Origin of the sequence: Halioglobus maricola (assembly GCF_009388985.1) — a bacterium.
In the GTDB taxonomy this organism is placed as follows: domain Bacteria; phylum Pseudomonadota; class Gammaproteobacteria; order Pseudomonadales; family Halieaceae; genus Halioglobus; species Halioglobus maricola.
Genome location: NZ_CP036422.1, coordinates 2722876 through 2746819, shown reverse-complemented (window position 1 = coordinate 2746819; position 23944 = coordinate 2722876). Strand labels below are relative to the sequence as shown.

General features: G+C 58.5%; 21 protein-coding genes. 11 read left to right on the top strand and 10 right to left on the bottom strand.

Annotated elements, in window-relative coordinates:
• Positions 1 to 94: 94 nt before the first annotated feature.
• Complete coding sequence (gene lipA, locus EY643_RS12460; protein ID WP_153239547.1) at positions 95 to 1084, top strand: lipoyl synthase; 990 nt, start codon at positions 95 to 97, stop codon at positions 1082 to 1084.
• 37 nt (positions 1085 to 1121) lie between these two features.
• On the opposite strand, the gene EY643_RS12455 is transcribed toward lipA, so the two are convergent.
• Positions 1122 to 1808 carry a DUF3313 family protein gene (locus EY643_RS12455; protein ID WP_153239546.1) on the bottom strand — a complete coding sequence of 229 codons (687 nt, stop codon included), beginning with the start codon at positions 1806 to 1808 and terminating at the stop codon, positions 1122 to 1124.
• Between the two features lie 61 nt (positions 1809 to 1869).
• Between EY643_RS12455 and EY643_RS12450 the strand changes: the two genes are divergently transcribed.
• A complete protein-coding gene (locus tag EY643_RS12450; protein ID WP_153239545.1) occupies positions 1870 to 2814 on the top strand; it encodes a 1-aminocyclopropane-1-carboxylate deaminase/D-cysteine desulfhydrase in 945 nt (314 codons plus the stop codon).
• On the opposite strand, the gene EY643_RS12445 is transcribed toward EY643_RS12450, so the two are convergent.
• Positions 2757 to 3671: a DUF1853 family protein gene (locus EY643_RS12445; protein ID WP_153239544.1), complete on the bottom strand. Its 915-nt coding sequence runs from the start codon at positions 3669 to 3671 to the stop codon at positions 2757 to 2759. The two genes, EY643_RS12450 and EY643_RS12445, sit on opposite strands and share 58 nt — an antisense overlap.
• A 41-nt stretch (positions 3672 to 3712) precedes the next feature.
• Between EY643_RS12445 and EY643_RS12440 the strand changes: the two genes are divergently transcribed.
• From EY643_RS12440 to pepN, 6 genes are all read left to right on the top strand, one after another.
• The gene (locus EY643_RS12440) at positions 3713 to 4588 is read left to right on the top strand and encodes an NAD(+) kinase (protein ID WP_153239543.1); all 876 of its coding nucleotides are present in this window, start codon (positions 3713 to 3715) and stop codon (positions 4586 to 4588) included.
• A complete protein-coding gene (locus EY643_RS12435) occupies positions 4588 to 5433 on the top strand; it encodes a rhomboid family intramembrane serine protease (RefSeq protein ID WP_153239542.1) in 846 nt (281 codons plus the stop codon). Before EY643_RS12440 ends, EY643_RS12435 begins: the two co-directional genes overlap by 1 nt.
• 87 nt (positions 5434 to 5520) lie before the next feature.
• Positions 5521 to 5931 (top strand): zf-TFIIB domain-containing protein, encoded by a 411-nt coding sequence (locus EY643_RS12430; RefSeq protein WP_153239541.1) that lies wholly within the window; start codon positions 5521 to 5523, stop codon positions 5929 to 5931.
• Between the two features lie 98 nt (positions 5932 to 6029).
• Positions 6030 to 6281, top strand: a complete 252-nt coding sequence (locus tag EY643_RS12425; RefSeq protein WP_153239540.1) for a YeaC family protein — start codon at positions 6030 to 6032, stop codon at positions 6279 to 6281.
• 9 nt (positions 6282 to 6290) lie between these two features.
• On the top strand, positions 6291 to 7127 hold the full coding sequence (locus tag EY643_RS12420) for a DUF2797 domain-containing protein (RefSeq protein WP_240732693.1): 837 nt from the start codon (positions 6291 to 6293) through the stop codon (positions 7125 to 7127).
• 8 nt (positions 7128 to 7135) lie between these two features.
• Positions 7136 to 9790, top strand: a complete 2655-nt coding sequence (pepN, locus tag EY643_RS12415; RefSeq protein WP_153239539.1) for an aminopeptidase N — start codon at positions 7136 to 7138, stop codon at positions 9788 to 9790.
• Between the two features lie 7 nt (positions 9791 to 9797).
• Here pepN and EY643_RS12410 read toward each other — a convergent pair whose 3' ends face one another.
• The 6 genes from EY643_RS12410 to EY643_RS12385 are packed head-to-tail and all read right to left on the bottom strand — an operon-like array spanning position 9798 to position 16610.
• Positions 9798 to 11435, bottom strand: a complete 1638-nt coding sequence (locus EY643_RS12410; protein WP_153239538.1) for a BatD family protein — start codon at positions 11433 to 11435, stop codon at positions 9798 to 9800.
• Positions 11419 to 13209, bottom strand: coding sequence for a VWA domain-containing protein (locus tag EY643_RS12405; RefSeq protein WP_240732692.1), 1791 nt, complete (start codon positions 13207 to 13209; stop codon positions 11419 to 11421). The genes EY643_RS12410 and EY643_RS12405 overlap by 17 nt, the downstream gene beginning before the upstream one ends.
• Positions 13206 to 14240 carry a VWA domain-containing protein gene (locus EY643_RS12400; RefSeq protein WP_153239537.1) on the bottom strand — a complete coding sequence of 345 codons (1035 nt, stop codon included), beginning with the start codon at positions 14238 to 14240 and terminating at the stop codon, positions 13206 to 13208. Before EY643_RS12400 ends, EY643_RS12405 begins: the two co-directional genes overlap by 4 nt.
• The gene (locus EY643_RS12395; RefSeq protein ID WP_170287385.1) at positions 14237 to 14713 is read right to left on the bottom strand and encodes a DUF4381 domain-containing protein; all 477 of its coding nucleotides are present in this window, start codon (positions 14711 to 14713) and stop codon (positions 14237 to 14239) included. The genes EY643_RS12400 and EY643_RS12395 overlap by 4 nt, the downstream gene beginning before the upstream one ends.
• Positions 14710 to 15654, bottom strand: coding sequence for a DUF58 domain-containing protein (locus EY643_RS12390; protein ID WP_240732691.1), 945 nt, complete (start codon positions 15652 to 15654; stop codon positions 14710 to 14712). Before EY643_RS12390 ends, EY643_RS12395 begins: the two co-directional genes overlap by 4 nt.
• The gene (locus EY643_RS12385; protein WP_153239535.1) at positions 15651 to 16610 is read right to left on the bottom strand and encodes an AAA family ATPase; all 960 of its coding nucleotides are present in this window, start codon (positions 16608 to 16610) and stop codon (positions 15651 to 15653) included. Before EY643_RS12385 ends, EY643_RS12390 begins: the two co-directional genes overlap by 4 nt.
• Positions 16611 to 16845: 235 nt before the next feature.
• Here EY643_RS12385 and EY643_RS12380 point away from each other — a divergent pair, with 235 nt between their 5' ends.
• Positions 16846 to 21726 (top strand): NAD-glutamate dehydrogenase, encoded by a 4881-nt coding sequence (locus tag EY643_RS12380; RefSeq protein ID WP_153239534.1) that lies wholly within the window; start codon positions 16846 to 16848, stop codon positions 21724 to 21726.
• A gap of 27 nt (positions 21727 to 21753) precedes the next feature.
• On the opposite strand, the gene rmf is transcribed toward EY643_RS12380, so the two are convergent.
• Complete coding sequence (gene rmf, locus EY643_RS12375; RefSeq protein WP_153239533.1) at positions 21754 to 21957, bottom strand: ribosome modulation factor; 204 nt, start codon at positions 21955 to 21957, stop codon at positions 21754 to 21756.
• 509 nt (positions 21958 to 22466) lie between these two features.
• Between rmf and EY643_RS12370 the strand changes: the two genes are divergently transcribed.
• Both EY643_RS12370 and EY643_RS12365 read left to right on the top strand, forming a co-directional pair.
• A complete protein-coding gene (locus EY643_RS12370; protein ID WP_153239532.1) occupies positions 22467 to 22859 on the top strand; it encodes a bactofilin family protein in 393 nt (130 codons plus the stop codon).
• A gap of 19 nt (positions 22860 to 22878) precedes the next feature.
• Complete coding sequence (locus EY643_RS12365; RefSeq protein WP_153239531.1) at positions 22879 to 23451, top strand: class I SAM-dependent methyltransferase; 573 nt, start codon at positions 22879 to 22881, stop codon at positions 23449 to 23451.
• Here the strand turns inward: EY643_RS12365 and EY643_RS12360 are convergent.
• Complete coding sequence (locus tag EY643_RS12360; RefSeq protein WP_153239530.1) at positions 23448 to 23942, bottom strand: GNAT family N-acetyltransferase; 495 nt, start codon at positions 23940 to 23942, stop codon at positions 23448 to 23450. The two genes, EY643_RS12365 and EY643_RS12360, sit on opposite strands and share 4 nt — an antisense overlap.
• Between the last annotated feature and the right edge of the window lie 2 nt (positions 23943 to 23944).

The window sequence follows — 23944 nt, the reverse complement described above, 5'->3', positions numbered from 1 at the left end:
GATCGTATTCGCGGCATGTCACTTTGCGCTGGCTCAATATTCTTGCCGCTCTGAGGTATAATCGGCCTCAACTTGTGAATCCCGAGCATCCAGCATGTCTGAAAACGACAACATCATTCCCGCCACCCAGGTGAGTAGTGGCGAAAAATTCGTTAATGCGCGGGGAATTAAGGCCATCAAGGACGGCATCAAGGCCAGCTCTAGCGATACTGAGCGCCTGGCCAAGCCGGACTGGCTGAGAATCAAGGTCAAGGGTGGTCAGACTTACGACAAGGTCACTGCCATTGTGCATGAACACAAGCTGGCCACCGTTTGTGAAGAGGCCAAGTGCCCGAATATGAGCGAGTGCTGGAGTTCGGGTACTGCAACCATCATGCTGATGGGTGACGTATGCACCCGGGCATGCCAGTTCTGCTCGGTCAATACCGGCAACCCCAGAGGTTGGCTCGACCCTGAAGAGCCTGCCAATACGGCGCGGTCTGTGCAATTGATGGGGCTCAAGTACATTGTGCTGACATCGGTCAATCGTGATGATCTGCCGGACGGTGGGGCGGGGCACTACGCTGACTGCGTGCGGCAGGTAAAAACAGCCAACCCGGAGACGGCGGTTGAGGCGCTTACGCCAGATTTTCTCGGTGTGCTTGCCGACGTTGAAACAGTGGTGGACTCTGGTATCGAAGTGTTCGCCCAGAACGTGGAAACGGTCAGGCGCCTGACCCACCCAGTGCGCGATCCCCGCGCGAGTTATGAGCAGACGATAGAGGTGCTCGCACACGCCAAGGCCTATCGCCCGGATGTGTTGACCAAGACCAGCCTGATGCTGGGGTTGGGGGAAACCGAGGCAGAGATTCTCGAGTGCATGGACGATCTGCGAGCGGCCAAAGTAGACATACTCACCTTCGGGCAGTACCTGCAGCCAACGAGCAATCACTATCCCATCGCCCGCTACGTGACCCCTGAGGAGTTCGAGCAATACCGTCAGTGGGGCCTTGAGAAAGGCTTTATGGAAGTGGTGTCAGGTGTATTTGTTCGTTCCAGCTATCGCGCGGAACAGGTGTTGGCAAAAAATAACGTGGGTTTGTGAGGGTGGCCCCGGCTCGGGGCCACAATCGAGGCGGTTATTACTCGGTTTTGCCGGTAATCTTTGCCAGTGAGGTGTTGATCTGCATCGCCCAACTGGTAAATACCCGCTGAACATCCGCTCTATTGCTGACGCTGTTGTTTAGCCCCCAGTGAGTGGAACTTGTGCGTGAATCTTTGATCAGTGCAAGAATTTCTCCGGTTTCTGAATCGCCAAAAGCCACAGCCACTGCGATAGCGCCCGCGCCTTCAGTAACAACATAGCTGCGCCCGACAGTGCGCGACTGGCCGTCGTCTTTCGCCGCGGATGGCGCGATACCGGTGATGATTGCGCCGATTTCCAGAACGTCGTCCGCTGGTGCCGCTACAATTTCAAAGTCTCCTTTTTCCTGCAGCTGTTTCACCATGGCGTCGTGGTAGATCTGTTGCAGTGACTCGCGATCTTTGTCGGTGAGTTCCCAGTCGCGACGATTGACTGCACTGGTGGTTCGGTCGGGCTGGACGATCTCAACGTTGTCGACGCCCAGTGGCCTTAGCAGTATCTTGGTGTACTTGCTGAAGTCAGCCTGCGGATCGATATAGGCCGCATCGGCACGGGAGTTGTCGACCCGGTGCAGGTTATCGCCGATCACTTCAGCGTCTTCGCCCGTCTGTACAGTTGGGGGTGTGCCCGAGCAGGCACTGACCAATGCCAGGGTAGCGGCGGAAAGGAAAAATCTGTTCAACATGCTTGCTCCTTTAGTTTTTTTTGCGTGTTTCCGAACATAGAATACAGGCACAATACGCGAGATGCACGCAACCCCTGAGCTTCCATTCTATCGCCTTAATCAGCTGCCGGTTCTTGGCCAGGCTATGGGCAATATCACCGTGTTGCGCCTGGATCAGTTGGGTGGGAATGCCCCGGGCAACAAGGTATTCAAACTGCGCTACAACCTGCAAAAGCTGCAACAGAGCGGTGAGTCTCGCGTGCTCAGTTTCGGCGGCGCCTGGTCCAATCATCTTCATGCGCTGGCGGCTGTGGGCGCCGAACACGGGCTCGAAACTATCGGGGTGGTGCGCGGGGGCGAGGTTCAAACAGCGATGCTTGATGATGCCCGGCGCTGGGGAATGCAGATAGTGAAAATTACCCGTAGCGACTATAAGCGGCGCCATGAAGTAGAGTTCCAGCGCGAGCTTGCCCAGCGATTCGGCCCCTGTGCCATCCTCCCCGAAGGCGGTGCCAATGCTGAAGCGGTGCGAGGGTGTATGCATATCGCCGATGCTATTAATGCCCGCGGCGAAAAATTTGACCGTGTTCTGGTGCCAGTAGGTAGTGGAGCGACCCTGGCAGGTCTTGCCGCCGGATTAGCCCCTGGCACTGTGCTGCACGGTGTTTCCGCACTGCGGGGCGCTTCCGACCTGGGTGCAACTATCTCTTCAATCCTGAAGGACGCGGCGCAAGCTGCTCGCGTCGACTGGAGCATCCTGCACGACTTCCACTGTGGTGGCTTCGCCCGCGTCAATCGCGAACTACGGGATTTTCTACTGGCATTTGAAGCAGCCCAGTCGATACGCCTCGAGCCGGTTTACACGGCAAAAATGTTTTACGCGGCCTACCGTATGTTGTGTGAACAACACTGGGCTGATACTGAAGAGCTCCTGTTGGTGCACACCGGGGGGCTACAGGGCCGGCGGGGTTACCCCTGGCTCGATGGCTCGGCCGAGTCAGGCCAGTCTGGCGGAACGACAAAGTAGCGCCGCTTCTCCCGGCCTGCGCGGTCGAACTCTGCAGCCACAAACGCTCTGTCCCCGCGGTCCTTGTCTTCCCGTTGGGGAAGGGAGCTTGCATCCACAGGAGCAAGCCATTGACGCCGTTCAAGAGGCTGACCGCCGGCGGGAATGCTTGCCGCCAAGTCGCTGCTGTGGGCGCGAAGATAGCAGTCCATGTTCTTGTTCGCGGGCCAGCCAGGCGGCTTTTTCGAGACGTCAGGATTCTGTGCAAACAGGCGGCCCTTGATCTCCATCTCCCGCAGCGGATTGTCGATGCCCAGTTCGGCTAGCAAGGGAGCGGACTCAGGGCGAGCAGAAAGCGCAAGCTGGTGCTGGATCAAACGGTCCAGTTTTAAATCCAGTCGATCGCGTCTATTGGGCCCCAGCCAATGCCGCCATTCGCTGCCGTCCAGGCCTGGCGAGCACAGATAGAACTTTACTGCGAGCTCGAGATGTACGTGCCGTCGACGCTGGTGGCAGTAGTAGAGGACGTCGAATTCGCCGATGGTACGGCCACCCTCGCGCACTGCCAGATTGGTGGACAGCAGGTCAACCAGCGGGTCCTGTGTCAGGAAAAAATGCCATAAGGATTCAACATACAGCCCCAGACGGGCGCTCTTGGCGTCTGCCAGGTGCGCTTCGAGGGCATCTGGCTGCCGGTCGAGGGCTTCCAGCCAGGCCATTCGCTGCGAGCTTAGGCCCAGCTGACAGTTGGCGGCAGGTGGGCCTTCCCACTGCAGGTCGCAGCATTCAATGATCGGGGTCGAGAAACAGGCCCAGGCGAGATCTCGCACCGCCGTATGGGTAAGGGACAGCAGTGGCTTGTGGGCGAGGGTGATCATGTGGCTATAATAACAGCCCTCACTATTACGGACCTTAGGCAATGTTTGACAAGGTTGGGCTGGTAGGCCGCAGTCAGCAAGATGGCCTCGGCCCCGTGTTACAAGAACTGCTGGCTTTGTTGGGCTCTCGCGGCCACGAGGTCATGCTGCAGGATCGTCTGGCAGAGTTGGTGCCCGATCATGGTGTTGGCCTGGGCACTCCTGATGAGATCGGCCAGTGGGCAGACCTGGTGATCGTCTCAGGTGGTGATGGCAGCCTGCTGGGTGCCGCGCGCACCCTGGCCAAGTACGGTACACCGGTACTGGGCGTAAATCGCGGTCGCCTCGGTTTTCTCACAGATATTACGCCGGATCTTATCGCCGACCAGATTCCTCAAGTGCTGGACGGGCAGTTCGACGAAGAGAATCGCTTTCTCCTGGACGCCCATGTCTTGCGCGACGGCGAGGTCGTGGCTCGGGCTGACGCGCTCAACGATGTCGTGGTGAACTCCGGCGCATCAGCGCAGATGATCGAAATCGAGCTCAGTATCGATAACACCTTTGTTTACCGCCAGCGCGCCGACGGGCTGATCGTCTCTTCTCCTACCGGCTCCACCGCGTATTCACTCTCTGGAGGTGGCCCGATCATGCATCCATCGCTGGATGCGATAGTGTTGGTCCCCATGTTCCCCCATGCGCTCAGTAGCCGGCCGATCGTGGTGGATGGCTCGAGTGAGATTCGCGTGGACATACTCGCGCGCAATCGAATCCATCCCCCCGTGACCTGCGATGGTCAGGAAAACATGACCGCGCGTCCGGGCGATGCTGTGCTCATCCGCAAGAAGCCGTATTCGTTGCGTCTGTTGCACCCTGTGGGTCACAGCTTCTACGCCAGTTGCCGCGACAAGCTGCGCTGGGGCAACGCGCTGGTCGATTGATGGCTGATACCTTTGACGTGCTCGACGTTTCGGTCGAGGAAGATCTGTTGCCGCTGACTGCGCTGCTGCGCAGCCGGGGTGTGCCGCACCGAATTTATGAGGAAGAGGGCAGGCAGATCCTCACCGTGTTTGCTGAGAATAATGTAGCGCCTGTGCGGGAGCTGTATCGAGCGTGGCGGGCCGAGGAGGTCACCATCTCGGTGGAGCGGGGCAATCGGGTTCAGGCCCGCGCACCGTCCATCAATTGGCGTCAGGGGCCTGTGACAGCCGTCTTCGCTGTGATTGCCATAGTTGTATTTCTGCTTATCGACGTAGCGGGAATGCAGGGGCTGATTCCCTGGTTGACGTTCCTGCCCGTGGATATCGTGGCTGGCCAGATTGTTTTTTACGAGATGGGACAACAGTACTGGCGTTTGATCAGCCCTATCTTCCTCCATTTCGGCTGGTTGCATATTATTTTCAACTGTCTCTGGGTCTGGGAGTTTGGCCGGCGCACGGAGCGAGTTTTGGGTCCGGTTAACCAGATAGGGCTGATTCTTGCGATTGCACTCGTGTCGAATTGTCTCCAGTACTTCAGTAGCGGCCCTTCCATCTTTGGCGGACTTTCCGGTGTGGTGTATGGCTTGCTGGGCTTTGCCTGGGTGGCGCCGCTGCTGCAATCACGCTGGGATATCCAGCCACCTCCCGCCATCATGGTCTTCATGGTTGGCTGGCTCGTCGCCGGTTACCTTGGGGTACTGGAGGGGCTTGGCATGGGATCTATAGCCAATGCAGCGCACCTTGGTGGGCTGTTGGCTGGTGCAGCATTGGGCGCACTGCTCGGGGTGCTTGCCAGGCGGGCTTGAGCGTCTTTCGGGTACGTCTGCTGCCGCTCTTGCTGATAGCCTCGACGTGGCTATACTGGAAGCAGGAGACATAACAGAGGCTCAGCCATGGAACACGATGCATCAGTACACAGCCTGAAGTGCCCCAAGTGCCGGCACGGCATGGAGGAGGTTACTCACGAAGGCGTCACGATTGATCGTTGCAGTAATTGTCAGGGCCTCTGGTTCGACGCGGACGAAGCACAACAGCTCAAGAGCCTGCCGGAAAGCGCCGTCGTCGATACAGGGTCTTCAAAAGAAGGATGGAAGTGGGACAGTCGCGTCGATATCGACTGCCCACGTTGTGGCAAGCACATGGAGTTGACTTCGGACGCCAAGCAAAAGCATATCTGGTACGAGGTCTGTCCGGATCACGGCATGTTTATGGACGCGGGAGAATTCTCCGACTTCAAGGAAGAAAATCTGCTGGACTGGTTCCGCGGCGTTATTAAGGGTAATCGGGAAACCGTCTGCCCCTGAAATAACAAAATCAGGCGTCCCGCGACCGCGGGGCGTTTTTCTATGGGCCGCCGGAGAGTATAATCCCCCACCTCTCCACGAATTGCGCGGAATTCCCCATGGATTACCAACAAATGATCGAGAATATGACCCCGGAGTTGTATACCAACCTCCGTCGGGCCGTAGAGCTTGGCAAATGGCCCGATGGCAACCCGGTTACTCCCGAGCAGCGCGCCAACGCAATGCAGGCGGTTATCGCCTGGGGCGAACAGCACCTGCCGGCCGAGGAAAGGGTTGGTTTTATCGATAAAGGGCACAAGGATGGGGACGACTGCGACGACCCTACTGAAACCCCACTTAACTGGAAGTAGGAGAACAACGTGCCCCAGACCCTGGCCGCCGGTGCGGTGCGCAAGATGAAAACCGAACTCGCTGAACAGGTGCAGTACAAGCTGCCACTCGGCGATACCAAGCTGCCCATGAATGACTTGCTGGGCAAGACGCTGTCTCTATCCTATGCGGGGCAAATTAACTGCATCGCCTGCGATCGCAAAACCAACAAGAGTTTCAGTCAGGGCTTTTGCTACCCCTGTTTCAAGCGCCTGGCGCAGTGCGATAGCTGCATTGTGTCTCCAGAAAAGTGCCACTATGACGCGGGCACCTGCCGCGAACCCGCCTGGGGCGAGGAGAACTGCCTGATCGATCATATCGTGTATCTGTCCAATACCTCTGGCGTAAAAGTGGGTATCACGCGCCATAGTCAGGTGCCAACGCGTTGGATGGACCAGGGGGCTACACAGGCACAACCGATCTTTAGAGTGAGCACTAGGCTGCAGTCAGGGCTGGTCGAAACTGCGTTCAAATCCCATGTTGCGGACAAAACCAGTTGGCAGGCCATGCTCAAGGGCGATGCTGAACCGGTGGACCTCGAGCAGCGCCGGCAGCAACTGACAGCCGATTGCGCGGCAGAACTGGCCCAGTTGCGCGAACGCTATGGCTTGCAAGCAATCACGGAATTAGAGGGTGCGGAAGAAACCCGTATCAGCTACCCCGTGCTGGAGCACCCGAGCAAGGTGAAGTCTTTTAATCTGGATAAGGCTCCACTGGTTGAAGGCACGCTTCAGGGCATCAAAGGCCAGTACCTGATATTCGACACCGGTGTGATTAATATGCGCAAGTACGCCGGTTACCATCTTGAAGTAGCGCAAATCGACTGAGACTAAACATGCGAGACGCAACCCCCGGCACCATTCATCTGAAGGATTACCAGCCCCCAGGTTACCTGGTCAATCGTACAGAACTTCACTTCCTCCTCGGCGAGGAAGACACTATCGTAACGTCGAAGCTGCATCTGCTGCGCAACACCGAGGGTAGTAGCAGCGGCGAACTTGAGCTGGACGGCCAGGATCTGGAGCTGGTGGAAATTCGTCTCGATGGTGAAATCCTGGAGGCGGACAGGTATGAACTGCGCGAGGCTTCTCTGCTATTGCGCGACCTTCCCGAGCAGTGCCTGCTTTCCTGTGTCACGCGCATACAGCCCCAGCTCAACACATCATTGGAAGGGCTGTATCGTTCCCAGACTATGTTCTGCACTCAATGTGAGGCCGAGGGTTTTCGCAAGATCACGTACTACCTCGATCGCCCGGATGTCATGAGCGTATTCACTGTCACCATTGATGCTGATGCGTCGCGCTATCCGGTACTGCTGTCCAACGGCAACCTCGAAGAGACCACGCTTCTGCCCAGCGGTGACACCCGTGTCGTGTGGCACGATCCATTCCCCAAGCCAAGCTATCTGTTCGCGCTAGTGGCGGGGCAGTTGGAGCATGTTGAGGACAGCTTTGTCACCTGCAGTGGCCGCGACGTCACCCTGCGCATATATGTCGAGGAGAAAGACATAGACAAGTGCGGCCACGCCATGGATTCACTGCAGCGCTCCATGCGTTGGGACGAAGAGCGCTTTGGTCGCGAGTATGATCTGGATATTTTCAACGTGGTCGCGGTGGATGACTTCAATATGGGGGCGATGGAAAACAAGAGCCTCAATATATTCAATACGTCCTGTGTTCTCTGCGATCCTGATACCACAACGGATGTTGGTTATCAGCGTGTCGAAGCTATTGTGGCCCATGAGTACTTTCACAACTGGTCCGGCAACCGGGTCACTTGTCGCGACTGGTTCCAGTTGAGTTTAAAGGAGGGCTTCACTGTATTTCGCGATGCCGAGTTTTCCTCGGACATGGGTTCACGCACAGTGAAAAGAGTCGAGGATGTGACCTTGTTGCGCAGCGCCCAGTTCGCTGAAGACGCGGGCCCGATGGCTCATCCGGTTCGCCCGGAGTCCTACATCGAAATCAACAATTTCTACACCCTGACCGTTTACGAAAAGGGTGCGGAAGTGGTTCGCATGATTCATACCCTGCTGGGGCCGGACGCGTTCCGGGCAGGTTCCGATCTTTATTTCGAACGTCACGACGGCCAGGCAGTGACTTGTGAAGACTTTGTATTGGCGATGGAAGAGGCCAGCGGCAAGGACCTCAGTCAGTTCCGCAACTGGTATTCCCAGGCCGGCACACCGCGCCTGGCGGTAAGCGAGAGTTGGGACGAGGACGCGGGAGCCTATACGCTCAGCGTGGCGCAAAGCTGCCCACCCACACCCGGTCAGGCTGAGAAAAAGCCGTTTGTTATCCCGCTGGGCATAGGCTTGCTCGGCGACGCGGGTAACCTGCGCTTGCAGCTTGAGGGTGAAGAGCCAGACCCTGAGCTGGAGGACAACACACACACCGTGTTGATGGTTGACCAACAGCAGCAGGATTTTGTCTTCACTGGCTTGCCGGAAAAACCGGTTCCTTCACTGTTGCGCGGTTTCTCCGCGCCAGTGCGTCTGGATTTTGATTACAGCCGCGAAGACCTGTGCCGCCTGATGAGCGGTGATGACGATGGCTTCGTACGTTGGGATAGCGCCCAGACTCTGGCAGTGGGCGTGATTGCAGAAGTTCAGCAGCAGCTTGCCAGCGGCGGCGAGCCTGTTGTGGATCCATTGTTCCTCCAGGCGAGTATCCAACTGCTGCAGGACCCGTCACTCGATCCGGCGATGTTGGCCGAAATGCTAACCTTGCCCAGTGAGAACTATTTGGCTGAACTGGCGGGTGAGGGAGCGGCTGACGTTGACGCTATTCACTCAGCGCGTCGTGCGGTGCAGGCTGCGGTTGGCGGACATTGTGCGCAGGCACTGGAGCAACGCTATCGTGAACTTAGGGTAGAAGAAGCCTATGCGGCGAGCGGTGCACAGATTGCTGCACGCAGCCTGCGCGCGACCTGTCTGACTTACCTTGCTGCAGCAGGTGAGCGCGGGCTTGAGCTTGCCCAGGAGCAGTTTTCCGCCGCCGACAATATTACCGAACGTCTTTCGGCACTGCGGGTGCTGAGCCATTTTGGTAAGCGTGCCGATTGGGAACAGCCCATGGAGCAGTTCTATAAGGACTGGGGGCACGAGACTCTGGCCGTCAATCAGTGGTTGGCGCTGCAGGCCACTATGCCGGATGATGCGGCCGTCGCTCGTGTGCGTCATCTGATGGAGCACCCTGATTTTGATATTCGAAACCCCAACAAGGTGCGTTCTCTGGTGGGTACATTTGCCGGCCAGAATCCGGTGAATTTCCATCGCGCTGATGGCACGGGTTATCGGCTGTTGCGTCAGATCGTCGCAGAGCTCAATGCCATCAACCCTCAAATCGCGTCACGGCTGTTGGCGCCGTTGACCAAGTGGCGTTATTACAGTGGCCGCGCTGACTTGATGCGCGCCGAGTTGGAACAGTTGGCAGCGCTGGACGGCCTATCCCCGGATGTGTTCGAAGTGGTTAGTAAGTCACTAAAATAACGGGACGTTACTTTCCCGGGTAAAGAGGCGGCAGGTCGTTGGTGGCCTTGCCGCCTTTTTTTCTGCTTTTGTGCAGGCGCTTCACGCTCAGTGCGAGTACTGACCCATCCCATGCGCCAGTGTTAGCGCTGTAGAGTTGCTGATCCAGTAGCGCGATTTCCTGCGTTAACAACTCGTCGTCGAACTGGCGCGCTACATCAGCAAGTGCGCTTCCCTCGAGCGCCGGATTGATTGCGCCTGCCCATTGTTGCAGCCAGTGGCGAGCCTGATTGGCCTGGTTTGCACTGCAGGCAGCCAGCAAGCTCTTGTAGCTTTTACCAAGCCTTGGTGAGTCTGTGTGGCCAGCCACGTCGGGTTGGGAGGGTTTGCGGGCGCGCCACCAGAGCAGTGCGGTCGTGGCCCAGCCGATTGCGCATAGTGCCGCCAGCCACTGCCAGAACGGATTGGCGGGGTCGCGTTGTTGATCTGCCGATACGGGCGCGGAGGGCTTCGTCGCAGCACTGTTGCCAAGGGCAGGGGAGCCGCTGCTGGTGACATCGATGGTGCGAGCCGGCACGACGGCGTAGCGCAATTGCTCGGCTTCGATGTCCCACCAGGGGATGCGAATCTCCGGCAGGGTGAACGAGCCTGCGCGAGTCGCAACGAGAGCCGCGCTGTCAGTGCGCACGCCCCGTTTACCGCTGGCAATTTCGCTGTCACCGATCACAGGTTGGTCAGGGAATAGCTTGATGCCGTCGACCGGTGTGCTCGCCACAGGCGGCAACTGGGCTCCCTGCATTCCCTCAGCGACCAGACGGATGCTGCGGGTGATCGAGCTTCCCGCTGTCAGCTGCTGTGGGTCGCTGGACCATTGTTCTTCGATTTTCAGATCTCGCGCTGGCAACCACGTGGCTCCCAGCGGGTAGTTAGCGGGCCGCGGCAGAACGTCCACTGAAAGCGCGGGCGTATTCATGCGCACCAGACGTCCGCGCAGGCGGCTGCCTTCCCGGGCACTGAATGACTGCGCGGGAATCCTCAGCGTGCCGCTTTGTTCGGGGAATATTGCATATCGCACCTCGTGCACCAACCACGGCCTGCCGCCGGCATTGCGCTGGAAACTGCGTTGTTCCAGTGGCAGCACGAAAGCGTCGTCCAGCTGTAGCTCGCTGATACTGCGTTGATTTAGGTTGACGGCCTGTTGCAAGCGCAAGGTGAGAATCAACTGGCCCTGCACATAAACTGATTCGCGGTCGAGCTCGGCTTCAAACAGCACGGTTTCGGCGCCGGGATCGATTTCAACCGGTTCGCTGACCTCTATCGTCAGGGGCGCACTGCTACTGTTGCCACTGCGGAACGCACCGATGCTAAGCGAGCCGGTGCGCAGCGGGGTAATATTCAGAATCAACTGGCGCTCATGCGTGCGTTGGCCATTGATGATCTGCGTGCTGCTGCGCGTCGACTTATTGAGGATCTCAAAGTCACGACTGACCTGAGCGGTGTCGATGTCGGCCAGATTTTCGTCGTTCTCGGTGACGGTTATCGTCAGGCTTAGCGTGTCACCCAGGGCCGCCTGATAGCGGTCCAGTGTGGCTTCTACTTTAGCGAGTGCTACCTGGGCCAGAAATAAACCCAGCACCGCGATCGCCAGATTACCAGTACGTTTCATTGTCGTTGTCTTGTCCTTGCTGCTGCCGCTTACGGCTCTCGTACCTGAATTTTTCCCGCAACAAGCCCGAGGGATCGTCGGGAACGCGCCGCAACCACTGTTCCATGGCCTGGTCGCGTTCGAGGTTGTCGTCGGTGGCGGCCTCTTGCGCCATATCCATCAATTCGTCGCCGGGTTCAGCGGGCTGCTGTTCTTGCTGCTCTCCCTCTTGCGGCTCGCCTGCTTGCTCGTTCTGTTCAGCGGGCTCCTGCGGTTCGCCCTCGCTGCCTTCGCTGTCCTGTGATTCGCCCTGTTGTTGCTCGCCTTCCTGCTGCTCGCCCTGGTCTTGCTGTGAGTCCTGCTGCGCATCCTGGTTGGCGTCGTCTTGTTCGCCATCTTCACCGGACTGCTGTTCCTGTTGCTGTTGCTCCTGCTCTTGCTGTTGTTGTAGCTGCTCTACGAGATCGAGGTTCTGCTGGGCGTCCTCAGCCTCAGGGTTGCGAGCGAGAGATTCACGATAGGCCGATGCCGCTTCTTCGAGCTGGCCGGCGCGCGCCAGGGCATTACCCCGGTTGTACCAGGCATCCGCACTGTCGCCATTGGCAAAATCCTGCGCAGCGCGCTCGTAGTCGCTATTGCGATAAGCCGCAGTGCCAGCCCAGTCTTTATTTTCGAACAAGCGGGAGGCTGCTTCAGGGTCTTCAGCCTGCAGTGCGCGCTGGCCCTGTTGATCGCGAGTGAGCCAGAGATCATCCCATAAAGCAGCATGGGCATCAGGCGTGGCCGGCAGGAAGATCAGTGGGGCAAGCCCGAGCAGCCAGCCCCGACGAAACAGCGCGAGCGCCGGTAGCAACAGCATTGCGACAAGCCAGTAGCCCTGGTCTTCCCATGCGTCTGCCGTGCGGCCGAGCTCGGCTGTTCGGGTGGCGAGGTTCAGTTCGTTTTCCGCCAGCAGATAGTCCAGGTCGCCGTCGTCAATCTGCATGCGCATATAGCGACCACCCGTAGCGGCAGCCACTGCGCGCAGGTTGGTTTCTTCAAGACCAGGCATGACAATGCCGCCACTGCTGTCCTTGAGGAAACCGCCGCGGGGGAGGGGCAGTGGCGCTCCGGTGGCGGTGCCCACACCCATGATGGCAAGGCTGGCGCCACTGCCTTCAAGGACGTCCTCGATGGCGCGCTGGTCACGCGCAGTGATGCTGTCGGTCACCAGCAAGACCTTGCCGTCGCGGATGCCGGCGGAGTGCAGCAGCGATACAGCTTCGCCCAGCGCCGCAGCTGGATCGCTGCCGGGTAGTGGCATGATCTCGGGGTGGAGCGCGGGTAACAGATTGGCAATAGTAGGCGTGTCGTCGGTGAGCGGGGTGACGATATGCGGGTCGCCTGCATAGGCAATCAAGCCGGTCTGGCCCTCTTTGCGTCGCGCCAGCAGGTCGAGCAGTTTCTGTCGAGCGCGATCGATCCGCGAGGGTTCCAGATCTGCGGCGATCATGGAATAGCTCAGGTCCAGCGCGACCACCAGGGCGTCTTCGGTCTGGTGCACGGGCTGCGGGATTTTCTCCCAGCTGGGGCCGGCAGCGGCGAAGACTGCGATCAGCCAGACGGCGAGAACTGCTGGTGCCGGATTGCGTTTGGCACTCGTAGCTTTCCCGTCGAGCAGTGACTCGAGCAGCTCAGGGGCGATAACACTTTCCCAGTTGCCGGCGTTGCGGCTGCGGCGCCAGAGCGCCAGAGCGAGCAGAACTGCGGGCGCCAGGGCCCACAGCCATTCGGGGCGCATCAGGTGGAAGCTCACGCAGATTCCTCCAATGGATGGCTGCGCCAGCCGAAGTGGCGCCATACCCGTGTGAGGGCCAGCAAGAAACTGAGTGCGAGCGCTGCTCCCAGTGGAAGATAGGCCAGCGCCTGGCGTGGCCGGTAGCTTGCGCTCTCAACTTCTATGGGTTCCAGCTCATCGACCGCGGCATAAATATTGGCGAGGTCCGCTGGATTGCGGGCGCGGAAATAGCGGCCGCCGGTGAGTTGGGCGATTTCCCCCAACGTGGCCTCATCAAGGCCACGAGAGGGGTTGACCTGGCGAGACCCGAAACTGGAACCGAACAGACCGGGCACCGTCATCTTGTCGGCGCCAATACCGATGGTATAGATACGGATGCCGAGATCGGCTGCGAGTCTGGCGGCCTGCAGAGGCTGGACTGAGCTGGCAGTGTCCTCGCCATCGCTGAGCAGAATGAGGACCCGGTTTTCGGCCGGACGCTCTTTCAGCCGTTTTACCGCCAGGCCAATGGCGTCGCCGATCGCGGTTTCCTGGCCGGCGAAGCCTATTCGCGCCTCCAACAAGAAGCGTTTCACGGTCGCGCCATCGAAGCTCAGTGGGGATTGCACGTAGGCGTTGCTGCCGAACAGAATGAGGCCCAGGCGATCGCCGCGGCGCTGGTCGATAAAGTTGGCGCCGAGTTGGCGCACGGCTTCCCAGCGAGAAACACGGTTGCCGCTGACTTCCATGTCGTCAGTCTCCATGGAGCCGGAAATGTCGACGGCCATCATCAGGTCGCGGCCGCTATTGGGTAACTCGATAGCGTCTCCGATCCACATCGGGCGGGACGCCGCCAACAATAACAACGCCCAGATAAGCCACACCAGTACCAGCGTTATAGCGCCGGGGCCACCGCGACGTTTGCCACTGCCTTTACTGAGAGCTTCCCAGCTACTGAAAAAGGGCGCCCTGAGCGCGGGTTCCTGGCCGCTGGCAGGGGGCAGGAGTGCACGCACCAGCAGCGGTAGCGGCGCGAGCAGTAGTAACCATGGCCACAGGAGTTCTATCATGCACTCACCTTGTGGTGGGCAATCCAGGTCTGTGCCTGTTGCAGCAAGGCGTCCGCGGAAAAATCCGTTCCGGGTTTGCGATAGTGGAAGTCTGCGAATGCGGGATCAAAGGTCACAGCCCGGGCCGCTCTCGTCTCGAGAAACGTCACCCATTCGTAGCCGTGGAGCGCGGCCACATTTTCATCGGGATAGGCGTGCAGGGCGACAGTTTTGAGCACCCGGTTAACGTCAGAGACACAGGTGAGCGGGTCATTCATCTGGGCGTAGCGCTGCTCTATCACTGCCAGTGCCGCGAGGCCCTGACGTCGATACAAGTTACGGCGCCGTCGTTGCACCAGCACCCAGAGCAGAGCAGCGATGCCCGTCAGCAGCAACACCGCGAGCAGCCACCACCCGGGGGCATACGGCCAGGCGCTGATGGGCGCTGGCTCACGCAGCGGATTGAGTGCGGCGAGTGGATCGTTTGGGTTCACACCCTCGCCTCGCCGAAGTAGGTTTGCAACACACTGAAAGGAGATTCGCTGGTGCTCGCCCCGATCAGTGGGATACCGAGCCGCTGCATGATGTCTTCCAGAGTCTCCTGCCGCTTGGCATAGGCTTCACGGTAGGCCTTGCGCAGATGCCGGTCTGCGGTGTTGAGTTCGCTGCGATGCTCGCCGTCAGTGACCGCATAGCGTCCGCCGCGCGGTAATTTCGCCTCCAGCGGGTCGCTACAGACGATGGCGGAAATCTGGGTGTGCTGGGCGAGCTGGAACAGATGGTCACGTGCCTGCTCGTCTTCGATACCCTGGAAATCACTGATCAAAAAGACGTTGCTGCCGGGGCGTGTTACCCGGCGCAAGTTGGCCAGAGTGTCGCTCAGGGTCGCGCCGTCTTCGCCTGGCGGGACGGGCAGGCTAGCGTTGTAGCTACAAATTTCCGAGAGCAGGGCGAGCGCGGTGCGCCGGCTGCGTCGGGGCCGAATTTCGCGGTGGCCCTGCCGATTAAAGACGAGGCCTCCCACCTTGTCGCCGCCTTCCAGTGCGGCCCAGGTGAGCAGCGCGGATATGTGCGCTGCCAGTACGGATTTGAAACAGTTGCGTGAACCAAAGAACATGCCCTGGCGTTGGTCTACCAGTAGCATCACGGGACGTTCGCGCTCCTCGCGGAACATTTTGGTGTGGGCGGCGCCAGTGCGGGCGGTGACGCGCCAGTCGATGTTGCGAATGTCATCGCCGGCCTGGTAGCGGCGGACTTCTTCGAAGTCGATGCCACGGCCACGGAAATTGGATTTGTTGGCGCCGGCGAGGGCGCTCAGCGCGCGGTTGCGGCGCAGCAGTTGTAACTGGCGTGCGGGGAAGCGCAGCGCAATCAACTGCTCCAGATCGGCATAGCTGCCGCGGGCCTTGCCGGTGATGTCACCCAGCTGGCTCAAGCCACGGGCACCAGTGTCAGTAGTTCGCGGATCACCTGGTCCGGGGTCACGCCATTTGCTTCGGCTTCAAACGTCAGGATCAGGCGGTGGCGCAGAACGTCACCGGCGATGGCCTGGACGTCGTCGGGGCCGACAAAATCGCGGCCGGCCAACCAGGCGTGGGCACGGGCACAGCGGTCCAGGGCGATGGTTGCCCTGGGGCTGCCGCCGTAGGCTATCCAGGCAGCCAGTTCCTCGCTGTAGTTGCCGGGATTGCGGGATGCAATCACCAGCTGCACGATATATTGCTCGACCGTCTCAGCCATGTGCAGTGCCAGAAGTTCTTCGCGCGCCTGGAAAATACTTTGCTGGGACAGTTCCGGCGGAGCGCTGGCAGCCTCGGTCTGGCCGGCTTCACGCCGGGTGAGGCGCAGAATCTCGAGCTCGGCGTCGGCGGCAGGGTAGTCCACATTGACATGCAGCAGGAAACGATCGAGCTGAGCTTCCGGCAGCGGATATGTGCCTTCCTGCTCGATCGGGTTCTGGGTGGCCATCACCAGAAATAGCGGCGGCAAGTCGTAGGTTTCAGAGCCCACGCTGACCTGGCGTTCCGCCATGGCCTCAAGCAGCGCCGATTGCACCTTTGCGGGCGCGCGGTTGATTTCGTCCGCCAATACCAGATTGTGAAATATGGGCCCGCGCTGGAAGTGGAAAGATCCTTCCTGGGGACGATATATCTCGGTGCCGGTGACGTCACCCGGCAACAGGTCGGGCGTGAACTGGATGCGCTGGAAGTCTCCTTCCAGACCATCCGCAAGGCATTTGACTGCCCGCGTCTTGGCCAGCCCGGGTGCGCCTTCTACCAAGAGGTGTCCATCTGCCAGCAGGGCAATGATGAGGCGTTCCACCAGGTGTTGTTGACCGATAATCTGGCTGCTGAGCCAGTCCTGAAGAGATCGTAAATCAGCGCTAGCCACGCTCGCTCCTGTTTTCTGAATGAGTATTTTTTGGGCTGTCGGACCTGGGTCGCGGCGCCGAAGAGGCAGGCATTGTAGCGCATCGAACCGCGGGTTCCATCCCGTGCGCAAACTGTGACTTTTCACCGCTCTAAAGGTTCCATCGAATACGTCTTTTTCACCACTTCTGGTCTAGACTTCCAAGATATGGAAGCCCATTGCAAGCGGCTCCCCCTCTGACACTGGAAACTGAGCAATGACCTGGGAAAACCACAAGAAAGCCCTGCTTGAATCTCTGCAACAGCGTATCGAAGATCGCGCCGAGACTGTCGATCGAGAATCCCTGCAACACCTGGCGGCGTCCCTGTTCCGCCGGTTCGCGGCAGAAGACCTGCACGGCAGGGCGGTAGAGAACCTGTACGGCTCACTCTACCAACTGCTGGAGATTGCGCGCAGTTGGGATGGCGCGGTGCCCAAGGTGGAATTTTTTAACCCGCAGCTGCACCGCGACGGCTGGGAGAGCCCGAACACGGTATTGGTTATCCTCTGTCGTGGTATCCCGTTCGTCACCGCCTCCGTGCGCGGAGAGCTCAATCGTCGCAATCTGCCTATCCACATTATTGCCAGTACCAATGTGGCGGTTCATCGTGACGCGGCAGGAGCCCTGCAGGAGATATTCAGCCCCGGTGAAGCCTCGGCGGAAGACAGCAGCAGCGAGGCCGTTATTTACTTCGAGCTCGGTCGCCACTCCGACCCTTCGCAGCTGGACGAGCTTAAACAAACCTTGCTGGAAATTCTGGCTGAAGTCGGCATGGTGGTCGACGACTTCCCCGCCATGAACGATTGTCTGGGTGAAGCGGTAGACGCGATCAACGCCAGTGCCTGTGTCGAGCCCGATTATCGGGATGAGGCCGCTGAATTTCTCATCTGGCTGCGGCAACAGCATATGACCATGCTGGGCTATGAGTATCTGGAGGTGGAATACGGCGATGCTGCACCTGCTGTGCGCGTATGCAGGGACCGAAGTCTCGGGCTCTTGCGTCAGCGCGGGACCCGGGGAGTGGCTGATCTGGAGGCGGATCTTGCGAGTATGAAATCAGATGAGCTGCATCGCCGCCAACTGAGTTTTTCCAAGTCGCGTAAACGTTCGCGGGTGCATCGCCTGACCTACCCAGACTATGTCGAGGCGCGCGTTTTTGACGAGCAGGGCAGGGTGGTTGGCCAGCACCGGTTTATTGGCCTCTACACCTCATCGGTCTACACCATGAACCCCAAGTACATACCGATCTTGCGCCGCAAGGTGGCAACGATCATGGAAATGTCACATGTAGACTGGGCCGAACATGAAACCCGCGAACTGGCGCGTGTGCTCGAGATGTACCCCAGAGACGAGTTGTTCCAGTCCAGCATTGCCGACCTGGATACAGCCGTGAATGCGATTAACCGGATTCAGGAGCGCCGCCAGACGCGTTTGTTTGTGCGCCGCGATGTACATGGCAAATTTGTCAGTTGCATCGTGTTTGTGCCGCGTGATCGTTACACGACGGAACTGCGCGAGTTGATGGGGGAAATTCTTACTCGAGCCTATGAGGCCGAAGAGTCGGAATTCAACACCCAATTCTCCGAATCTATTCTTGTCCGTTGTCACTTTGTGTTGCGAGTAAACCCTGCTCGCGACATTGACTGCGATCCGGTCGAATTGGAAGAGGAGTTGGTACAGGCGACTCTGGCCTGGGAAGACCGCCTGCGTATTCGCCTGGTCGAAGAGTTTGGCGAGGAAGTTGGCAATGCCCATGCCAATCTCCTGGGCAATGGTTTTCCACCCGGCTATCGCGACGATTTTGACCCGCGTATGGCGGTGGCAGATATACGCAAAATTTTGTCGCTGGTCAGTGGCAAGTCGCTGGAACTGTCGCTTTACCGGCTGGCGGAAGACAGCACCACCACTTTGCGCCTCCGGCTCTATCACGCCGGCGAGAGCTTACCTCTTTCGGACGTGCTGCCCATTCTGGAGAACCTGGGGCTGCGTGTCACCAGCGAGCGCCCTTATGGGATCAGGGCTCGTGGTGGCGAGCTGTATTGGGTGCAGGAATTCACGGTGCTCTACAGCCTGTCGCAGAATTTTGAGCTGGACGAAATCAAGGAGGAATTCGAAGACGCTTTTGCCCGTATCTGGTACGGCGAAGCTGAGAGTGATTCGTTCAATCGATTATTGATTGGAACCCGTTTGAGTTGGCGTGAAATTGCCATGCTCAGAGCGTACGCACGCTATCTGCGCCAGCTGCAGTTCCCGTACAGCGTGGAGTACATCGCAGAGACCATGGCGAGCCATCTACACATTACTGCCCGTATTGTGGAGATGTTCCTGACGCGTTTCTCGCCGGTGTTTGACGGCGATGAGGACTGGCGCGGCGAGCGTGAATTAAGTGTTGAACAGCGAATTTCTGAAATGCTGGATGAGGTGGAAAACCTCGGTCAGGATAGAATCATTCGCCAGTACCTCAAGGCCATCAAGGCAACTCTGCGGACCAACTTTTTCCAACAGGAGCGCGATGGCAGTCTCAAACCCTATATGTCATTCAAGCTGAATCCGTCTGCGATACCCGACGTTCCCCAGCCTGTACCGATGTTTGAAATCTACGTCTACTCTCCTCGCGTGGAAGGCGTGCACTTGCGCGGCGGTCGGGTTGCCCGCGGTGGATTGCGCTGGTCAGATCGACAAGAAGATTTTCGCACCGAAGTGCTGGGCCTGGTGAAAGCACAGCAGGTGAAAAATGCCGTTATCGTGCCGGTGGGCGCCAAGGGTGGCTTCGTAGCCCGCCAGCTCAATCCGCGCATGAGTCGTGACGAGGTGCAGCAGGAAGGGATTGCCTGCTACAAGATGTTTATCCGCGGCCTGTTGGATATCACCGACAACCGCGGTGACGTAAACGTGATACGGCCGCCGCATGTAGTGGCAAAAGACGAGGACGATCCCTATCTGGTTGTGGCTGCAGATAAGGGCACCGCGACGTTTTCCGATATCGCCAACCAGCTATCGGCCGACTACGATTTCTGGCTCGGTGATGCCTTCGCCTCGGGCGGCAGCGAGGGCTATGACCACAAGAAAATGGGGATTACCGCGCGAGGTGCCTGGGTGTCTGTACAGCGACACTTTCGCGAAATGGACCTGGATATACAGAGCACCGACTTCACTGTTGTCGGCGTAGGCGATATGGGCGGTGATGTTTTCGGCAATGGCATGCTGCTGTCCGAGCATATCAAGCTGGTGGCTGCCTTTAACCACATGCATATATTTATCGACCCGGACCCTGATACCAGTGCGAGCTATGCCGAGCGCAAGCGTCTGTTTGAGCAGCCGCGTTCGGCCTGGTCTGATTACGATGAAAATCTGGTGTCGGCTGGAGGAGGTGTTTTCCTGCGCTCGGCCAAGTCGATTCCGGTGTCTGAACAGATGCGCGATCTGTTCGACATTCCTCACACGCAGCTTCCTCCCAACGAATTGATTGGTTACCTGTTGAGGGCACGGGTGGATCTATTGTGGAATGGCGGGATCGGCACTTATGTGAAGGCCAGCAGTGAATCGCACCTCGACGTTGGCGACAAGGCAAACGATGGTCTGCGGATCAATGGCGATGAGCTCCGCTGTCGCGTGGTGGGCGAGGGCGGTAATCTGGGCATGACCCAACTCGGCCGCGTCGAGTACAGCCTTGCAGGCGGACGCTCAAATACTGACTTTATCGATAATGCTGGTGGAGTCGATTGTTCTGATCACGAGGTCAACATCAAGATTCTGCTCAACGCGGTTGTGGCCCGCGGGGATCTTACCGAGAAGCAGCGTAATATTCTGTTGGAAGAGATGACGGACGAGGTCTCCGATCTGGTGCTGCACAATAACTATCGCCAGGTACAGGCGATTTCGCTGACTGAAATGCAAGCCGATGAGCGTTTCGACGAATACAAGCGTTTCATTGAGAATATGGAGGAGATGGGACGCCTTGACCGGGCACTTGAATTTCTCCCGAACGATGAGGAGTTGCAGGAGCGACGCAGCGCCGGCCAACCACTGACACGTCCAGAGCTGTCCGTGCTGGTCTCCTACAGCAAAGGGGTGTTGAAAGAGGAACTGATCGCATCTGATCTTGGCCGCGACCCCTATCTTGCCAATGCCGTTAAGACCGCATTCCCGGCGCGGTTGGTCGCGGCTTACCCAGATGAAATTCTCAGCCACCGCCTGCACCGGGAAATCATGTGTACGCAGGTGGCAAACGATATTGTTAACCGCATGGGGCTCAATTTTATTCTCCGCCTGCGCAAAGCCACCGGTGCCTCAATAGCGGACGTGGCGCGCGCGTACACGACAGTGATGGAGGTTTTCCAGCTCAGGGAACTGTGGGAACTGATAGAGCTTATGGATCACAAGGTGTCTACTGGCGTGCAGTTGGACATGATGGTGCGGCTTATTCGCCTGGTGAAACGTGCCAGCCGATGGTTGCTGCGCAACCGCAGGCACGAACTAGCACCTACCCCGTTGATTGACGAGTTCCGCCCCGGGCTGGATGCGCTGCGAGATTCCTTTCAGGACATGCTGCGCGGCCGCGCCCGGGAACAGTATGAAGAGATTATGGGCAGCTACCTCGAGCAGGGAGTGCGAGAGGATATTGCGGCAAGAGTGTCTGGCAATCATCTTGCTTACACCGCACTGGGGATTATCCAGGCTGCCAAAGAGAGCGGCGCGCCGCTGGAGAATGTGGCTAGTCTTTACTATGCCATGGGTGAACAACTCGAGCTCGACTGGTTTGGTAGCCAGATTCTGGCGGCAAAAGTCGGCAATGAGTGGCAGGCCCTTGCCCGTGACACCTATCTGGAAGACCTGGAGTGGCAGCAGCGTACTCTGGCAGTCGGTGCGCTGCATCACCTGCCGGAAGACCGCAACCTACTGACCTGTCTCACGCGTTGGGGAGAGCAGGAGAGTGTTCTGCTCAATCGCTGGCAGGAGATGCTCGCCGAGCTGCATGCCACAGACGTACCGGACTTCGCCATGTTCGCGGTGGCCAACAGAGAGCTGCTGGACTTGGCCCAGAGCAGTCTGCGCACAGCTTCTCCCGACTCTGGGGAGAGCCAGGGCGACGACTAGCTGGCGTGATCTAGGTGGCTTGAGAGGTCAGAGCGCTCTGATCTTATGAACACCAGACACGCCGGTAAGGCCGTCCCACTGATCCGAACGGCCTTCACGCCAACCGGAGATCCAGTTCTGGCGGTGTTCGTCGTCGGAATGGGGACAAAGCTCCTGGCTGCGGCCTGTTATGCCGGCCTGGTAGCCTTTGTCGAATGCCCGGGTGTTCATATCACGCTTCTGTCTTCTCATAGAGATCTCCGATTTCAGGCGGAGCAGTCGCTGCCGGCGCGGGGAGCTTCCCCTCGCGCACCGGTTCGCGGTGCTAAATATGTGGTCTGTACTGCTGGTATTTGACTTGATACAACGAAGCAATTCAGCGGAGGTGCCCGCAGGCACAGGATCTATAAAACCAAAGCTGGCTGCCCACGGCCACTAACAATTTGTTCTTTGAAAATACGGTTTTTATAACGGTTTTGTGCCCCTGGATTGAATAGCCATTTTTTTCAATAGCTTAGCTTTATTTTGCAATGCTGAATCGACGTCAAAAATCAAAAAGTCGAGTTTCATCCAGCGAAAGGAATGACGGAGAGGTGAGAGAGGGGTAGGATATTTCGTCCGAGCAAATCGAAGGTAGTGGATCGATGTTTGAGCGAAACAAGAACAAGCCCGGAGCTGCACCAGAGCCCGAGCGCCCGAGCGCCAGGGTGTCCAGCACTCCGGCACCCAGTGCCCCCCAAACCCCCTCTAGGAGCGAAGCCATGATCGGACAGAGCATAGTCATCAAAGGAACAGTGAGCGGCGACGAGGACCTGGTCATACAGGGCAGCGTGGAGGGTACCGTGGAACTGGGCCAGCACGAGGTGTCTGTCGGCCAGAGCGGCAGGGTCAGTGCTGATATTACCGCCAAGACCGTGCGAATCGACGGTGAGGTCGCCGGCGATATCAAGGGGCATGAGAAGGTGATTATCTCCAAATCCGGCAATGTGCGCGGCAATATCGTCGCCCCGCGGGTTACCCTGGAAGACGGCGCCATCTTCAAAGGCAGTATCGACATGGACCCCGGTGACGAGGGCGCCAAAGTCTCGTTGGCAACCAAGCCGGCACCCAAGAGCGATGATATTGCCCCCGGATTTGATCTTAAGAGTGGCTGATACCTGACCAGGACTTCCCATGTCTGCGCAGCAAAGCGCCAAGCTGCTGCCGGCCTTGTTTGAGAATATCGATCCCGAGCAACGTTTCGAGGTGCTCAATTTCGGGCCTGCATTGCCCGAGACGGTGACGTTTTTCTCAGACTATCGCTGCAAGCTGCATTTTGTTGACCCATTTTCGGAGCTGCCGCTGATCGCTGATCCGGAGGGCGATATATCCCTGCAAGCGCGGGTGGATGCGGCGATGGTGGGAATTTCGCCGGACGCCAGAATAGATCTGTGTCTGTTCTGGGATCTATTCAATTATCTAGAGCCCGCAGCCCTGCGCCTGATCGATGCGCGGCTCAAACCCCAGTTGCAGCGCGGATGCCTGGGCCACGGTTTCGGAGTCCATAACACGCGTGCACCACAACAGGATGTGACGTTCAGTATCGAGCGCACTGATAGCCTCAGGCTGCGCCCACGGCGTGCCCGCCTGCCGGGCTATGCCCCGCTGCCGCAGAGCAAGTTAAAGGAAGTGCTGGAGGGTTTTGAAATTCGGCGAACGGTGTTGCTGGCCGACAGTCGCCTGGAGATGCTGCTGGGCGCGCGTTAGATCGCTTCGACGTCTGTCTTGAAGAGGGAAAAGCCCCTGGCCTGGTAGTTGGTGAGGGCAGAGGGGTGGTCCAGCGAGCAGGTGTGAACCCACACGCGTTCCGGTGAATCCCAGCGCCAGGCGTTGTGAATAGCCTGGCTGAGTAAGTAGCTGCCAAAGCCGCGGCCGATGAAGGCGGGCGCGAGTCCGAAATATTTGATCTCTACATCACTGCCCTGTTTTTCCAGTTCGAAATAGCCCGCGGGTGATCCCTCGCAGCTGGCAAGCCAGGTGCGTAGTTCGGGCCGTTCGACGTAAGAGCGCCACTCCTGTTCAGGCCAGCTGAGCTTGTCCTGCCACTCCCAGGCCGCTCCCACAAACTGGTAGAGGAAGCGGTTGAATTGCCACTGGTCGACTTCGCATTCTGCGACGAGCAGGCCCCGGCTTTCGTTCCGCGGGACCGATTGCTCCGGGGACGTCATTTCCAGGTGCCAGGTAGTGATTTCGACCATTG

What these genes read in the sequence shown, in the direction of transcription:
- EY643_RS12400 (WP_153239537.1), bottom strand. Translation starts at nt 14,240, where the DNA reads ATGATAGAACTCCTGTGGCCATGGTTACTACTGCTCGCGCCGCTACCG.
- pepN (WP_153239539.1), top strand. Translation starts at nt 7,136, where the DNA reads ATGCGAGACGCAACCCCCGGCACCATTCATCTGAAGGATTACCAGCCC.
- EY643_RS12425 (WP_153239540.1), top strand. Translation starts at nt 6,030, where the DNA reads ATGGATTACCAACAAATGATCGAGAATATGACCCCGGAGTTGTATACC.
- EY643_RS12430 (WP_153239541.1), top strand. Translation starts at nt 5,521, where the DNA reads ATGGAACACGATGCATCAGTACACAGCCTGAAGTGCCCCAAGTGCCGG.
- EY643_RS12365 (WP_153239531.1), top strand. Translation starts at nt 22,879, where the DNA reads ATGTCTGCGCAGCAAAGCGCCAAGCTGCTGCCGGCCTTGTTTGAGAAT.
- rmf (WP_153239533.1), bottom strand. Translation starts at nt 21,957, where the DNA reads ATGAGAAGACAGAAGCGTGATATGAACACCCGGGCATTCGACAAAGGC.
- EY643_RS12440 (WP_153239543.1), top strand. Translation starts at nt 3,713, where the DNA reads ATGTTTGACAAGGTTGGGCTGGTAGGCCGCAGTCAGCAAGATGGCCTC.
- EY643_RS12410 (WP_153239538.1), bottom strand. Translation starts at nt 11,435, where the DNA reads ATGAAACGTACTGGTAATCTGGCGATCGCGGTGCTGGGTTTATTTCTG.
- EY643_RS12450 (WP_153239545.1), top strand. Translation starts at nt 1,870, where the DNA reads ATGCACGCAACCCCTGAGCTTCCATTCTATCGCCTTAATCAGCTGCCG.
- EY643_RS12455 (WP_153239546.1), bottom strand. Translation starts at nt 1,808, where the DNA reads ATGTTGAACAGATTTTTCCTTTCCGCCGCTACCCTGGCATTGGTCAGT.
- lipA (WP_153239547.1), top strand. Translation starts at nt 95, where the DNA reads ATGTCTGAAAACGACAACATCATTCCCGCCACCCAGGTGAGTAGTGGC.
- EY643_RS12445 (WP_153239544.1), bottom strand. Translation starts at nt 3,671, where the DNA reads ATGATCACCCTCGCCCACAAGCCACTGCTGTCCCTTACCCATACGGCG.
- EY643_RS12360 (WP_153239530.1), bottom strand. Translation starts at nt 23,942, where the DNA reads ATGGTCGAAATCACTACCTGGCACCTGGAAATGACGTCCCCGGAGCAA.
- EY643_RS12380 (WP_153239534.1), top strand. Translation starts at nt 16,846, where the DNA reads ATGACCTGGGAAAACCACAAGAAAGCCCTGCTTGAATCTCTGCAACAG.
- EY643_RS12435 (WP_153239542.1), top strand. Translation starts at nt 4,588, where the DNA reads ATGGCTGATACCTTTGACGTGCTCGACGTTTCGGTCGAGGAAGATCTG.
- EY643_RS12370 (WP_153239532.1), top strand. Translation starts at nt 22,467, where the DNA reads ATGATCGGACAGAGCATAGTCATCAAAGGAACAGTGAGCGGCGACGAG.